This window comes from Chitinophaga arvensicola (assembly GCF_900110835.1).
GTDB lineage: Bacteria > Bacteroidota > Bacteroidia > Chitinophagales > Chitinophagaceae > Chitinophaga > Chitinophaga arvensicola.
Genome location: NZ_FOJG01000003.1, coordinates 47,239 through 61,383, shown reverse-complemented (window position 1 = coordinate 61,383; position 14,145 = coordinate 47,239). Strand labels below are relative to the sequence as shown.

11 protein-coding genes are annotated in these 14,145 nt (G+C 50.5%); 2 read left to right on the top strand and 9 right to left on the bottom strand.

Annotation, left to right across the window (positions count from 1 at the left end; genetic code table 11):
- Nucleotides 1–225 precede the first annotated feature (225 nt).
- Nucleotides 226–405 carry a hypothetical protein gene (locus BMW79_RS33345; RefSeq protein ID WP_089904692.1) on the top strand — a complete coding sequence of 60 codons (180 nt, stop codon included), beginning with the start codon at nucleotides 226–228 and terminating at the stop codon, nucleotides 403–405.
- Nucleotides 406–462: 57 nt separating this feature from the next.
- The gene (locus tag BMW79_RS33340; protein ID WP_089904689.1) at nucleotides 463–1,089 is read left to right on the top strand and encodes a hypothetical protein; all 627 of its coding nucleotides are present in this window, start codon (nucleotides 463–465) and stop codon (nucleotides 1,087–1,089) included.
- 66 nt (nucleotides 1,090–1,155) lie between these two features.
- On the opposite strand, the gene BMW79_RS33335 is transcribed toward BMW79_RS33340, so the two are convergent.
- The 9 genes from BMW79_RS33335 to BMW79_RS33295 all read right to left on the bottom strand — a co-directional run bounded on the left by BMW79_RS33335 (nucleotide 1,156) and on the right by BMW79_RS33295 (nucleotide 14,145).
- Nucleotides 1,156–2,748 (bottom strand): beta-N-acetylhexosaminidase, encoded by a 1,593-nt coding sequence (locus BMW79_RS33335; protein ID WP_177192447.1) that lies wholly within the window; start codon nucleotides 2,746–2,748, stop codon nucleotides 1,156–1,158.
- A gap of 80 nt (nucleotides 2,749–2,828) precedes the next feature.
- Nucleotides 2,829–5,546: a DUF4132 domain-containing protein gene (locus BMW79_RS33330; RefSeq protein WP_089904686.1), complete on the bottom strand. Its 2,718-nt coding sequence runs from the start codon at nucleotides 5,544–5,546 to the stop codon at nucleotides 2,829–2,831.
- Between the two features lie 20 nt (nucleotides 5,547–5,566).
- A complete protein-coding gene (locus BMW79_RS33325) occupies nucleotides 5,567–6,706 on the bottom strand; it encodes a VWA domain-containing protein (protein WP_089904683.1) in 1,140 nt (379 codons plus the stop codon).
- Complete coding sequence (locus tag BMW79_RS33320; RefSeq protein ID WP_089904680.1) at nucleotides 6,696–9,071, bottom strand: DUF5682 family protein; 2,376 nt, start codon at nucleotides 9,069–9,071, stop codon at nucleotides 6,696–6,698. Before BMW79_RS33320 ends, BMW79_RS33325 begins: the two co-directional genes overlap by 11 nt.
- A 321-nt stretch (nucleotides 9,072–9,392) precedes the next feature.
- A complete protein-coding gene (locus BMW79_RS33315) occupies nucleotides 9,393–10,472 on the bottom strand; it encodes an ATP-binding protein (RefSeq protein ID WP_089904677.1) in 1,080 nt (359 codons plus the stop codon).
- 20 nt (nucleotides 10,473–10,492) lie between these two features.
- Nucleotides 10,493–11,974, bottom strand: coding sequence for a DUF5691 domain-containing protein (locus BMW79_RS33310; RefSeq protein ID WP_089904674.1), 1,482 nt, complete (start codon nucleotides 11,972–11,974; stop codon nucleotides 10,493–10,495).
- Nucleotides 11,974–13,290, bottom strand: a complete 1,317-nt coding sequence (locus tag BMW79_RS33305) for an SWIM zinc finger family protein (protein ID WP_089904671.1) — start codon at nucleotides 13,288–13,290, stop codon at nucleotides 11,974–11,976. Before BMW79_RS33305 ends, BMW79_RS33310 begins: the two co-directional genes overlap by 1 nt.
- A 118-nt stretch (nucleotides 13,291–13,408) precedes the next feature.
- Nucleotides 13,409–13,720 carry a DUF59 domain-containing protein gene (locus tag BMW79_RS33300; protein ID WP_089904668.1) on the bottom strand — a complete coding sequence of 104 codons (312 nt, stop codon included), beginning with the start codon at nucleotides 13,718–13,720 and terminating at the stop codon, nucleotides 13,409–13,411.
- The gene (locus BMW79_RS33295; protein WP_089904665.1) at nucleotides 13,717–14,145 is read right to left on the bottom strand and encodes a SufE family protein; all 429 of its coding nucleotides are present in this window, start codon (nucleotides 14,143–14,145) and stop codon (nucleotides 13,717–13,719) included. The genes BMW79_RS33300 and BMW79_RS33295 overlap by 4 nt, the downstream gene beginning before the upstream one ends.

The following is a 14,145-nucleotide window of genomic DNA, read 5'->3' as shown; positions in this document are numbered from 1 at the left end:
ACTGCGGCTGAGTAGTTTCCTTTATAAGACATTGAAGATAGCATAGTTACTATGGTTTAAAACAACGGAAACCTTGTTGCCACAGCGTTTTTTGTTGTGGATATTGTACGCCAATCAGTGGAATAGCAGGTACATTATCCCAAATTATCGCCCGGCTGACGGCGCATCGCAGAGAGGCACTGCTTTTGTGGAAACTATTACTATTGTTCACCAAAATTTTATCTTATGAAAGGCACCAGAAATGAGAATACCAGACAGAGCAAGCAACAATCCTTTTCTAATTTACCAAGGCCGGAAATCAGGGATAACCTGGACAGCCGGAAAAATGAAGAGCAGGACGACAAAGGAGAGGGGACTACGCACAACAGCAAAGACACCAAAGCCTCCAAACATAAGAAACATTAATTCTGTACAACGACTTCAGCGGAGGCCCGCTGAAGTCGTTTTTAAACCCGGCCGATTATGGAGCGTACTATAGTAAGATTATCCTGCCTGGCAGCCCTGCTTTTCGCAGCGTGCAACAGTCCCATGCAGAACAAACAGGAACAGCAGCAGCATGACTCTGCCAATGCCCCGGTGAACACCCCTTCCACTACTGAAGTGAAAAGCGTGCAACTCGATACCACCTGGGGCGATTACAGGATCGCTGCCATCAGCAAAGGCAATAGCACCATGCGGGACCTTATCCTCGCAGTGGGTAGTAAGAAAGACACCACTCAGGCCGACACGACCATTGAAAGAGATGTAAAAGGACAACTTCGAAATATGATGCTGGCCGACCTCGACGGTAACGGTAAACCAGAAGTCTATTTTTATATGTTATCAGAAGGAACCGGGCAGTTTGGGAAAATCTATGGATTTGACCTGACCGGCAAAGTAGCCAGGATCAGCACCTATTCATTGGATACCATGCAACAGGCCGCATACCGGGGGCAGGATACTTTTTTTATCAAAGGGAAAACGTTGGTGCGTAGTTTCCCGGCCTACCGGGAAAATGATCCGGATGCACTGACCGCAAATGTCCGGGGAATGATTGAATACCGGTTGAAGAAGGAAAATGATACACTGAGATTGATACCCGCGAAATGAGTTGGTATAAAATACCCGTAGATGCTGAAAAAATGGGCTGTCTTCATTTGAAGACAGCCCATTTACTTATTTATTATATTGAATACCTTCCTTGTCCCAGCGGGCATAGAAGTATTGGAGTGCATTCGTGAACTGTGCATAGTTTTTATTGGCAGGCAATGTCCAGCCATCTTCCGCATAAGCTGCCAGGCGCGGAAATACCTGGTGGTTCATGGTTTTTACATCGGGTGTCCACTCGCCCCACATCTGGCAACCACTGCCCAGTATTTTCGCATGAAACTTCGGATCCAGCCCGGCAGGGATCGGATCAAAACTATAAGCCTTTTCCAGGGAAATATCTTTATAGCTATAGTCGAGGTAAGTCATGGCATGATAGGAATTGATCACATCATATCCTTTGGAAACCGCGTCGGTAATCAGGTTCAGTTCTCCTTTCCAGAATTGTACAATGGTGCCCGGCGCCAGTTTTTCAGTAGCGGCAGCATCTTTTGCATCGGTGTATTCATGGAGTTTGCTGCCCATGATTTCGTTCCATCCGGCCATCCGGCGGTTTTTACCAGCGAGATAATTAGACATGCCATTGGTAAAAGCAATCTGCAGATCGGCAGGCGCTTTTAATCCATGTGCTTTCATATAAGCATTCACACCTGCATCTGCTTTCCATTGATCGTACTTTACTTCATCACCGCCAATGTGGATCACTTTGGAAGGGAAGAGGGCAATCACTTCCTGCATCACATCCTGGAGAAAGGTGATCACTTTGGGATCGGTGACATTGAAAACATCATAGTGGACGCCAAATTTGCCTGGCACCTTGATTTGCTGGTGCGTGGTGCCCAGCCAGGGATAGGCAGCAATAGCAGCACTGGAATGACCAGGCATTTCTATTTCCGGTACAATGGTAATGTGCCGGTCGGCCGCATAGCGGATAATTTCTTTGATCTGCTCCTGGGTGTAGAAGCCCTGATGCGGTTTGCCATCATACGTAGGACTATTCCAGGTGCCGGATTGGGTGGAATCACGTTTGCCGCCGATTTCGGTGAGCAGGGGATATTTTTTGATTTCAATGCGCCAGCCCTGATCATCGGTCAGGTGCCAGTGAAACACATTCATTTTCAGCAACGCCATTTCATCCAGCAGATGTTTTACCGTTTCACCACCTTTGAAGTAACGGCCCTCGTCGAGCATAAAAGCTCTCCAGCCAAAGCGGGGCTTGTCTTTGATGGCAACGGCTGCTATCGTATAGGCGTTGTTGTTAGCAACGATCAGCTGGCGTAAAGACTGGATACCATAAAAAATACCGGTGGCAGTAGCTGCACTGATGGTGATGTTATCAGGATTTACCTGTAGCTGGTAGCCTTCTTTGCCCAGGTCCTTTTCCAGTTTCCCGTTGAGGGTAAACCGGATATAATTATTCTTTGCGGAAGGTTTGAGTGGGAGGGAGAGGCCGTATGTTTCCTGCAGGGCCTGTTGCAGTTGATGGGCTTCGCCGGCGCATTGACCGGCAATAATAGCAGTGGTACCGGATAAAGAGAAGCTGCCGGGTAATGTTTTTACTTCCGATGGCTGCGGAATAATGTTGATAGCCTGTAAAGGCATGGTGCTTACCGACAACAGCAGCAGGCACGCAAATGCCAGTGAGGCGCGTAGTTTTAACATACGTAGGTTTTTATTGTTCACTTGATAGAAAGCGAAAAAATACAATAAAATCCTGTGATTCAAAAGAACTACGCGTCGGCCTATCCTTCCTGGTTTAGTTTCCAGTCTTTCTCCTCCATGTATTGATTAAACACATCGCTTTCCATGGAAATATCTCCGAAATCATGCGACAGTGCAGAATAAGCCTGCTGCGGGGAGGCAGCGACCGGTCTTTCCAATTGGGGAAAGACCGGTGAAACAGATAGCGTTGCCAATTTATTTTTCCAAAGCTGTAAGGTGTCCGCGTCCAGATCGGCAGGATGCAGGATCCTGATGTGGGTATTTTCCGCCAGGGCGAGGGTTTCATCTGTCAGCGAGGTAGGTGTAATGTCTTCCGTGCAGTAAAAGGAATTGACCAGTTTACCGGCTTCATCATAGATGCCCCATACCAGTCGGCCGGCAAATACAGACATGACCGGATTTTGCTGGAAAACGGAAGTCCATTGAGAGACGCTCCATTGTCTTTTTGTTTCCAGGAAATGTTCCAGGCGTTGTGTCTGTAGTTTGATGGCGCTGGCCATGGTTTTGGGCAATGCTTTGAAATGTGCCCGGATCTCTCCTGAGGTGGCTACTGGTATTGCTTTCAAACGACGCCCCTTATCATTCAGGTAAGCCGGTTTGAAATGCTGGTCGAGGAAGGCGCGATAGCGTTCTCCTTTTACTTCGAAATGGCTGTAACGGCCCTGGAAGCCGAAATCCGGTACCAGGTGGTCGCCCAGTTCTTCGAGGGTGATGCCCCGGGTGTTGGCCGTTAATTGCAGGGCGGCTAACGCTGCCGCACCTACGACGCCTTTCCGGACACTGTAGCGGCGCGACAGGAATTCCACTTCCCGCAGCGCTTTCATGCTGCCATGCAGGGCCAGTGCGCCCACACCATGTTCCGCCATTTTGAGGCGTTTGGTATCGATCCACAGCTGGATGTCTTCCCGCAGGGTATCTGCCAGCAGGTCGTCACCCAGCAAGGCGGTGATGGTCATCAGATACTTCAGTTTCAGATCGCCGCCCTGGTCGGCGTATGCTTTATAAAGGCTACGGGCAAAGTCGCCGCTGCGGGATCTGTCGATCAGGCGCAGGAGCGGTTTGGCTTCCACATCAGCGCATACTTCCTTTACCCTCGACATGCGGTAGAGGAGGAAGCGCATCATGTCGGTTGTCATTACCGAGCCGTCCAGCAGGTAGAGTGGGGGAAGGGCTTTGTCGTCCAGCCATTTTTCAGCGGGCTTGTTCAGCTTATGGCGTTTCTTCGCGAAGCCTACCAGCTGGTTCACCAAAATGGTATCGTCTTCATCGGTGAGGGTGTGTCCGCCCAGTGTTTCGAGCATAAGATCGCGTGCATCGTCGTTTACTTCCTTGTGCAGCGCCTGTTGCAACAAGGCTTTCGCAGCGGGTTGCTCCAGTTTGCAGAGGATCTGTACGGCGGTTAAGCGCTGATCTGCTTTTTTATGTTCCAGCAACGCTGCTGCTTTTTCCATGGCCTGCGGATGTTCCGCGAGGGCAACGGCAACGAGCGTACGAACAGATTTAAGTTTATGCAGGGTATAGGGCCAGAGTTGATCCAGGTAACCGGATTTGTTCAGTTGTGTGAGTACCGGTAATACGGTTCTGGCATCGTAATCATACTCCAGTGCCTGCAGCAGCATTGGAGCGGCATTGTCTTTCAGTTCGTCTGCCAGCACCTGGAAAGCTTCCGGGTGAAGGGCACGTTTCCTGGAAAAAAGTTGTTTCAGGTAAGGGACAGCGGCAGGAGCATCCAGTTGCAGCAGGTCACGGACCGCAATTACAGCGGCAGGGGTGCATGTGCTGAGGATATGCCGGTGCGTGGTGGCCGCAGTGGCGGCGCCTGCCGGATTTTCGTTGTTAGGGATGCCGGTGTTTGCCGGGCTTTCAGCAGCGCCGGGTTTGGCCGCTGGTTGACTACTTTCCGGTTTATCCAGGTAATTGTACACTGCTTTTAGTAAACGCGGATTGTATTTTTCCGGGAGATGACCGGCCAGGTGATGATACCGGTAAAGCGCTGCTTCTTCATTGGCAGAAAGCAGCAGTTGTTCCGCCGACCGTTCGATCAGGGGTTCATACTTGCCCGGGTTGTTTTGCAGTAATACGCGGGTAATTTCCTGCTGATCTGGTTGATGTCCGGGTTGCAGCAGGATATTTTCCAGGTATTCCATTTCCCGGTCCGGGTGACCTTTTACCAGGAGCCGGAAGAAAAGGGAGTTCCATCCATGCTTACGCCAGGTGTTGAGATAGGCATCGATGATATGTCTTTCTGCACTTTTGATCAGGTCCTGCAGGAATTTACGCATCGGTGTAAATTTCAGCGGCGCCAGGTCAAAATTCTGGCCGTCGCCCGAATAGCTGATCAGCAGTGAGCCGATTTCTTCGGGTGTGCAGCCGCGTTGTTGCAGGAAGCTGGTAAAATAGCTGAACCTGAGAACGATGGAAGAAGAAGTTCCGGGCATGTCCATCATGGGTATGACGGTAGTCAGGAAGGTGTCTTTGCAGGCGTTCCAGGTAAGCGTGGGTGAAATGAGTTTGAGGACGAGCCGGTCATTGTCATTCCAGTGTTCCGGTAGTTGCAGCAGGGAGATAAAATGTCCCATTTGCCGGGCAGTTTCAACGGTGGGAAATACCGGTGTTTCATAGGTGTGCCCTGTAAGGAAATCTACCCCGGTCTGTAAGGTGTCTGAGATGTTTTCATAGTCAGTCAGTTGTTTCAGTTTTTCATCGTGAGGTAGTAATGCTTCCTTTGTGTATGGCATAAGGTATAAATAGATTCAGTTTATTTTTTCAGCACAATATCTTCTTTTGCGGCCCATTGTGCAACATCTTGTTTGCTCAATGCCATGGCCATCATATCCGGAAACTTATCCGGGGAACACGCAAATACGGGTATTCCCAGGTTGGCCAGGAACTGTGCATTTTCGTGATCATAACTGGGAGCGCCTTCGTCGTTCAGCGCCAGCAGTACAATCACCTGCACCCCTGCGGCGGCCAGGTCGGTAAAACGTTTCCGCATGTTTTTTTCATCACCGCCTTCAAACAGATCCGTGATCAGCACCAGCACGGTATCGGTTGGACGGGTAATGATTTGTCCACAGTATTTCAATGCGGCGTGGATGTCTGTACCTCCACCCAGTTGTACGCCAAACAACAGTTCTACCGGATCCTGCAATTCTTCGGTAAGGTCTGCTACGGCGGTATCAAATACAACCATCTGCGTTTTGAGTGCCGGTATCGAAGCCATTACCGCCCCAAATATACCGGAATAAACGACAGAGGTACCCATTGAGCCACTTTGATCCAGGCATAAAACTACTTCTTTCAGCGCCGACCGCTTACGGCCGTAACCGATCAGTGTTTCCGGGATAATAGTTTTATAGGTGGGTTGGTAGTGTTGCAGATTTTTCTGAATAGTGAGATGCCAGTTCACTTCATTATGCCGGGGGCGTCTGTTGCGGGCGCTCCGGTTTAGGCTGCCGCTGATAGCCTGTTGTGTAGGCTGCGCCAGCTTTTTCATCAGTTCATCCACTACTTTCCGCACTACCTGCCGGGCAGTGTCTTTGGTTTTTTCAGGAATCACACGGCTCAGCGTCATAAGGGTAGCCACCAGGTGTACATCTGGCTCCACGTTTTCCAGCATCTCTTTTTCAAAGAGCATCTGGGTAAGGTTGAGCCGTTTGAGGGCATCCTGTTGCATCACCTGTACCACGGAGGCCGGGAAATAACTCCGGATGTCGCCCAGCCAGCGGCTTACATTGGGCGATGAGGGGCCCAGTCCGCCCTGGCGGGTGGTGTCGTACAATGCTTCCAGTGTTTTGTCTAACTGCAGGTCCGTTTTATTCAACGAAAAGGAGGTACCGTCATTTTGTGCGCCTCCCAGGACGAGCCTCCACCTGCGAACCTGTTCTTCATGCTCCATCTGATAATTGTTTAGCGTCCTGTAATCCGAGCAATTGCATTACTACGGGTATTCCCCTGGCTCCCCGTTCATAGTCGGTTCCCCCTGTAGTAGCTGCTTTCAGACTGGTTCCATTACCGCCATGCTTCACTTTGTCGCCCAGTTTTTTCCGTTCCGGGGCGGTAAAGTTAGAAAAGGTGCGGCGTAATAACGGCAATACCTGTATGAAAATATCATTTTCCAGTTGGGAAACCCAATTATGCACCATATTCCATAGTTCCTCATCGAGTAAAAGCAGGGTGCCGCTGCCCCTGAGGAATCCTTCCAGCCAGGCGGCCGCCACGGCGGGAGGGTTGGCTACGGACATAGATACACTGAACGCCTTTACCAGGAGGTTGCCGGTGATGACCTTGCTGTCGAACAGCAGGCGGGTAGCATACCCGGCGATCATGGGAGCGGAATGTGGATTCCGGGAGATGGCCAGCAGGGTTTCCTGCCAGTTGGCGGTCAGCCCGGCGTGTTGCAACAGGCTAATGGCGTCGTTCATGGCAAAGAACAGGTCGAGCAGCGGGAGTGCGGCATCATCGGCCACCGCCGTGCAGGCGGCGGGCAAGCTGATACAGACGCGGCTTATCATGCTTTCAGTGATGTCGTTGACAAGGGCGGCATCTGTTTTACGCACATTCCCATACCTGCTGATGCTCACCAGTGAAGGAATTACTTCCATCAGTTGCAGCACATCTCCGGAGGCGGCGGCCAGGTTGTTGATACGATGGATCAGCACCTCCACTACGGCGGGCAGTTCTGCCGGAATCGCGGATTCCAGCATTTTACATACCTGTTGCAGTGTTCCTGTACTGTTGGCACTGTCGGTCACAAAACGGGTGGTTGCTTCTTCCACGGTGTTTCCCCAGCTACCTTTTTCAATGATATCAATAGAAAAGGCGGGGTCCCATTGCAGGCGCCACTGCTCCTTGAAGGTGCCTTTGCCGGACGCTTCGTAGCGCTTGCCCCAGTGGATTTCCAGCAACTGCAGCCGGTGCAGGAAAATGCTTCTTTCCAGGTCGGTGTCTTTACGCAGATCAAGCGTATAGTCTTTGAAATCGGCTGTTTGCGGCAGCCTCAGCTTTTTCTGCCAGCGGGTAATGTCCGCTTGCAGCGGAGGTGTGGGAACTTCCACTGGTACTTTCCCGATCCGGTTCCGGATAATAAGCTCATCGCGGATCAGTTGCATGAGAATGCTTTCGCCCATGCAGAGTACACTGAGCGTAGCCTCGTTTAATTCTTCCAGGCCGGGTCTGGAATAGTGCCGGAGAGAAGCCAGTGTGTTAGCCAGTCTCACGGCTTCCATCACATGCGCCACCGATGTGTCCTGTTGTTGCTGCCGGAAAAGTTTCGCTACCAGGGCCATCCACCGGGTGCCGTCGTCGGCGGGATGCTCCCAGATATGCTCATACCATCCTGGTGAAGGGATGCCGGCGCCATAACCGCTTTCATAACTCAGGCGGCTATACGTCCACGGGATCCAGGTGCATTCCACTTTTGCTTTGGGCAGCCCTTTAAGCAAGTCGTTGTCCTCCTTCTGTTTGGGCATGGTTTGCAGTGCCGGGGCATGCCAGGCGCCGCAGATCACTGCAATCCGCTGGAACATTTCCTTTTCGGCCTGGCGGATGCACTTGCGCATCCAGGCTTCACGAAGCACCTCTTTCCGGTCGTACCGGCGGGGTAGTTCCTCCCGGAGCGCGTGCATAGCATCATGAACGGCTTCAAATACCTGCTCCGGTTGTTGCCGGTATTCAAACATATGTTCCCACCATCTTTCGCCATCGTCATAACCATCGGCCGCAGCGAGGTGCGCGATAGGATCTTGTGGCGAAGGGGACAGGATGTCGGTTTCTTCCGTGATGAAGACTTCGCCGGAAGGGCTATCTTCCCCGGAATGCCGGGAGGTATTTAATGTTGGGCCCGCCAATTGTCCGCCGTTATGGAGGTCGCTGTCATCACCCGCCGTGGTTCCCTCTTTTACAGCCTGCTGACTGGCCATCCTTTTCGCTTCGGCTTCATTTTCTATACCGAATACATGCGCCAGCGGGAGGTCCATGAAGCGGGCATGGATCTTTTGTTGCCTGGCATATAACATGGCCTGCCATTCCGGTGAGAATGCGGCAAAAGGATAAAAGCAGGCTTTGTGCGGACTGTCCGGCTGGTAGGCCAGGATCGCTACGGGCGGTTGCAGGTCATCGTGCCCTGCCCATTGAATCAAAGCGTCTGCTTCCGGTGGGCCTTCAATCAGCACAATATCCGGTTGCAGCTCTTCAAGAAAAGCTTTTACATTCCTGGCAGAACCAGGTCCGTGATGCCGGATACCTAATATATGTACGGACATTTGTCGCTCATTATCAGTGAATAAATGGTTTATCAGCGGTTTTACATCTCCCGGAGGGCATTATTTGCAATTTACTTAAAGTGATTTTAAGTAAACCGGTATTAATACACTGATAAACAGTTTATTGTAGTTTTATTTTAAAGTTTAACTTTAGAATAAGGGTTATTTACTTACTATTTATTGTAATTAATTGAAAAACAATTTATTACAACTTTTATTTAAAGATAAACATTAATAATACTTGTCCACATGGCTCACGTTTTAAGTCGTTTTTGAGCCATACAGATGCAGCTTTTTACCTATTTTTGCGGGTAATTGTTGCTACGCCAGATCCCGGCAGGCCCGGTACACATCCTTCCATTCTTCCCTCGTTTTCACAACCGTTTCCAGGTATTCCTGCCAGACCAGTTTATCCTGCACCGGGTCTTTTACCACCGCGCCGATAATACCGGCAGCAAGATCTGCCGCATTCAGGGTGCCGTCACCAAAATAGGCGGCCAGCGCCAGTCCGTTATTCACCACTGAAATGGCTTCCGCAGTACTCAGGGTACTACCAGGCGATTTCAGCTTGGTTTTGCCATCAAGGGTTACGCCGTTCCGTAACTCGCGGAAGATGGTAACGATACGACGGATTTCTTCAAGGGCCGGTTTTTCCGCCGGCAGTTCCATGATCTTTTCAAAGCTCTCAACCCTTCTTCTCACAATATCAATTTCCTCTTCCATGGAGTCAGGTACTGGTAAGATAACCGTATTGAAGCGACGTTTCAACGCACTGGATAATTCATTTACTCCTTTGTCGCGGTTGTTCGCAGTAGCAATGATATTGAACCCTTTAGTAGCCTGTACTTCTGTATTTAATTCAGGTATTGGAAGGGTTTTTTCGGAGAGAATGGTAATCAAAGTATCCTGTACATCGGCACCGATACGGGTCAGTTCTTCGATGCGGGCAATCTTACCATTCTGCATGGCACGCATTACCGGCGTTTCCACCAGCGCATTGCGGGAAGGGCCTTCGGCAAGGAGACGGGCATAGTTCCAGCCATATCTTACGCTTTCCTCGCTGGTGCCGGCCGTACCCTGGATGATCATGGTAGAGTCGCCACTGATGGCGGCAGCCAGGTGTTCACTCACCCAGCTTTTGGCCGTACCGGGTAAACCGTAGAGTAACAGGGCGCGATCGGTAGCGAGCGTAGCCACTGCTATTTCCATGAGGCGTTTGCTGCCGATATATTTAGGGGTGACTTCAAATCCGTTTTTCAGTTTCCCGCCGATCAGGTAGGTAACTACCGCCTGCGGTGTTAACAACCAGTTATGCGGACGTTTCCCGGTGTCCTGCCTTTTCAGTTCTTCCAACTCCTGTGCATACAGCTGTTCGGCGTGGTAACGTAAAATCTCTGACATGGTATGTTAGTTAAGATGTTTTAAAATGTTGATCCGTTTTTTAATTGAAAGGCCACGGCGTTGATCTGGCTTTTGGCTTGCAGCAGCCTGCCGAGGTGCACCTTTATATTATTCCAGTAGCCCGTATGATAAGCCTCCGTGGGCACGATACTGTCGAGCACACCTGCAATACTTACCGGGATCTGCCGGATATGATTGTTCATGAATTGCTGGTTATAGGTATAAGGCTGCGTGGCGGCGTACTTAAAGATCCGGGTACACAACGATAAACTCCATTCCTCCGGGTTATCACACGCATATTGTATGATGGATTCCGGGTGTTCATCAAAGAATTTCTCACTGAACTGCTGTTGCTGGTCCGGCGGCAGCATCGGGATCACATCAATATAGAATTCCTCACTGTGATGCATAAATGTCTCCGCCCGCTCCCGGTCTTCGAAGGTGGCAATGGCCAGTACCAGTGCAGGAATAAAAGGTTTCAGGCCTTCCTGTTGCTGGAACAGGGCAATCACCCTTTCGGTATTCCTGTTGAAATGTTCCTCCCACCGGGCGGGATGGATCGCGCTGATGAGCTGGTAGAGGATATGGGTTTCATCCGACACGGTTTTATCATGGCTGAGTTTATCGATACCGCTCTGGAAGATACTTTCATCCGTGATTTCCGGCAATGCTACCGTTACTTGCCCGTACTCATCTATTTGTATAGCGCCGGCCACTATTTGCCAGTACTTTTCGTGCAGGGTGGAGCCGGGTAATTTTTTCAGGAGACGTTGTGCGGTCTCTTTCACCTGCTTGCTTTTCTCATTCAGCAGGGATTCGAGCCATTCAATATCGTTGGGATCCGCCGGTTTTTCCAGGGCGGTGAGCAATTCCGCTTTCACGGTAGCGCTTTCTTTGGGCCAGGATTGCTGTAGCCAGGACCTGGCCATAGCCGGATCGGTAGCCCGTAATTCCTTGAGGGCCTCCAGCCGCTGTGCGGTGGCGCCGTTTTGCCAGCGGTCTTCTATGGTATCTACTACGCGGGAAAAGTTCCAGTCGGGATTAAAACGACCCAGCCATTCGGCTCTTTGTCCGCCGGCGGTGGCCACCAGCGTGCGGAGTGATTTATTGCGCCAGCCCTTGTCGAGCATCACCGGCAATTGCGCCGGGGGGAGCAGGAGATTTGCTTTGGTACAGTATTCGAGCCACAGCTCCAGCAGCTGTATGCTCTCTGTTTCCAGTGCCTGTTGTAATACCCTTACCGCTGCGGGTGCACAGTACAACCGTGTTTCCGGCGGGCAAACCGCAATGGGTTCCACCACAGCTGTAACCGGTTGTGTACCGCTCTGCCGGAAATTATAGATAAGCGCTGCCAGTTGCAGGAACTGTTCTTCTTTATCGGTCTGGTTATTAAGAATGGTATGGGCAGCTTCCTGCAGCGGACCATTCAGTCCCTGGCTATCGGCCGGTTTTTTGGCAGTACCCAGCAGGGCAGTATTGATCAGTTGATTCCAGTGCTCCATTATAATATTTTGTATTCCTGTTCATGCCAAACGCCAATGGGTTCGTACTGGGTTTCTTTTCCTGTAACAGCCATATGCAGTGGTTCACCACCACTGAGCGCGAGCAGTTTCCATATATGCTGGAAGGTCTTTTTCACGGGCATCAGCTGCTGTTGATTATCCTGCAGCCACCATTGTTCCTGGTGCCAGACAGGGGTGAGATGCGCAATCGTATATACCTGGTCGTTATACACAGGTAGTACGCTGCTGGTCTCCGTTTGTGCAGCCACTACTTCCTGCCAGTTGGCCTGACCGGTAAAACTGTGATTGGCCGGCACTGTCATCTGTTGTTTGATGAGCGCCCGCAGCGGAGCGGCAGAAGGGTAGTACACCAGTTCTGCCTGTATGGAGGAGCCGGGCGTAAGGGTATTGGCGAGGGTGCTTTGTCCGCGTACAAAAAACTGCAGGATCAATGCGCGGCGTTGGGTGTTTACGCCGTACAGCCAGTACCGTTCCACCACGAGGCGGTCTTCTTCTGTTGTTTGTTTTCCCAGTACCTGCCAGGTATCTGTAATACCGGTTTGCTCTTTCAGTTCTTCCTGGGAAACGGGAAACCCGGTAAGACTCCGGATATCCTGCTGCAGTCCGGATGGCAACTGATCAAGATGCTGATAGCCCTGGATCACCAGGTAGATACGGGTCAGCTGGTTGATGAAGATCGATTGCCAGCCGTCGTGGAAATAGCTGATATCTGCGAGTTCGCGCATCATGGCGGCGAGGCCGGGGGCCTGTGCATCTACCATGCGGCGGATCATATTTTCAAAGAAGGAGGGATCTTTTTCCGGCATGTCCATGATGCCGTTGCGCACCAGGTCTTTCATCCAGCGTAGTAATTCATGGGTGCCATCGCTTACTTTCTGCATCCGGGCCTGTTGCCTTTTTGCCTGGGCTGCAGCTGAATCGGCCTGCTTATCGGGGGCAGCGGCAGTAGTGGCTTTCTTCTCTTCTTTCTCTGCACGTTTGGCCAGCCATTCGCTTACCCAGGCAGGAGGCGCTTCTTCCGGGAAAGAAGCCCTTTGTCTGGCATATAATAATAACAGGCCGAGGCCATGTTTGCATGGAAACTTACGACTGGGGCAACTGCATTTGAACGCCATGTTGCCGGTATCTATCTGTGTCTGGTATGGTTTACTGCCGCTACCCTGGCACTCACCCCATAACGCTATCTCGCTGACGCCTTTACTGACCCATTTAGCCGGATTGGCCAGGTCCTTCCCGGATTTGCGGGAAGATTCATCGGGCGCCATAGCAAGCACTTGTTCGTCGGATAGGTTCAATGGATTAAGGATTTAAGGCACAAATTAAATAATTCCATAAAATAAAAAACCAAATATCAGTCAACACTACGCAGTGTATTTGATATTTGGTTTTAAATATTAAAAAAACGGGGATTTTTTACATAAAGCCCAGTTCCAGTTTTGCTTCTTCGCTCATCATATCCTTGGTCCATGGTGGATCGAAGGTAAGGTGAACATCCACATCAGAGACGCCTTCTATGTTTCTTACTTTTTCGTCTACTTCGCGGATGATATCTCCTGCTACCGGACAACCCGGAGCGGTGAGGGTCATATCAATCCCGATGCGGTTATTTTCCTTGATCTTGATTTCGTATACCAGTCCGAGTTCCATAATGTTCACGGGAATTTCCGGATCATAAACGGTTCTGAGCTGTGCTTCTATCTGTTCTCTTAATGTTGCTTCACTCATTGCTGGTTAATTTTAGCCTGGTAGGCGATGGCGTACAGCTTCATCTGTTTGAGCATACTCAGCAACCCGTTGGAACGGGTGGGGGAGAGATGGCTGCTCAATCCGATAGCATCAATGAAATAGATCTCTGCGGAAGCGATTTCCTGTGGTGTATGACCGGAGAGTACATAAATCATCAGGCTTACCAATCCTTTGGTGATGACGGCATCGCTATCAGCGGTGAAAATGAGTTTCCCGTCTTTCAGTTCTGTATGCAGCCACACGCGCGACTGGCACCCTTTGATCAGATTATCCGGTGTTTTGAATTCTTCTGCGATGAGCGGTAATTCCTTACCCAGCTGGATGATATATTCATATTTATCTTCCCAGCTGCCCATCACCGAAAAATCGGATATTATTTCTTCCTGTATTTCCTGAATCGTCAT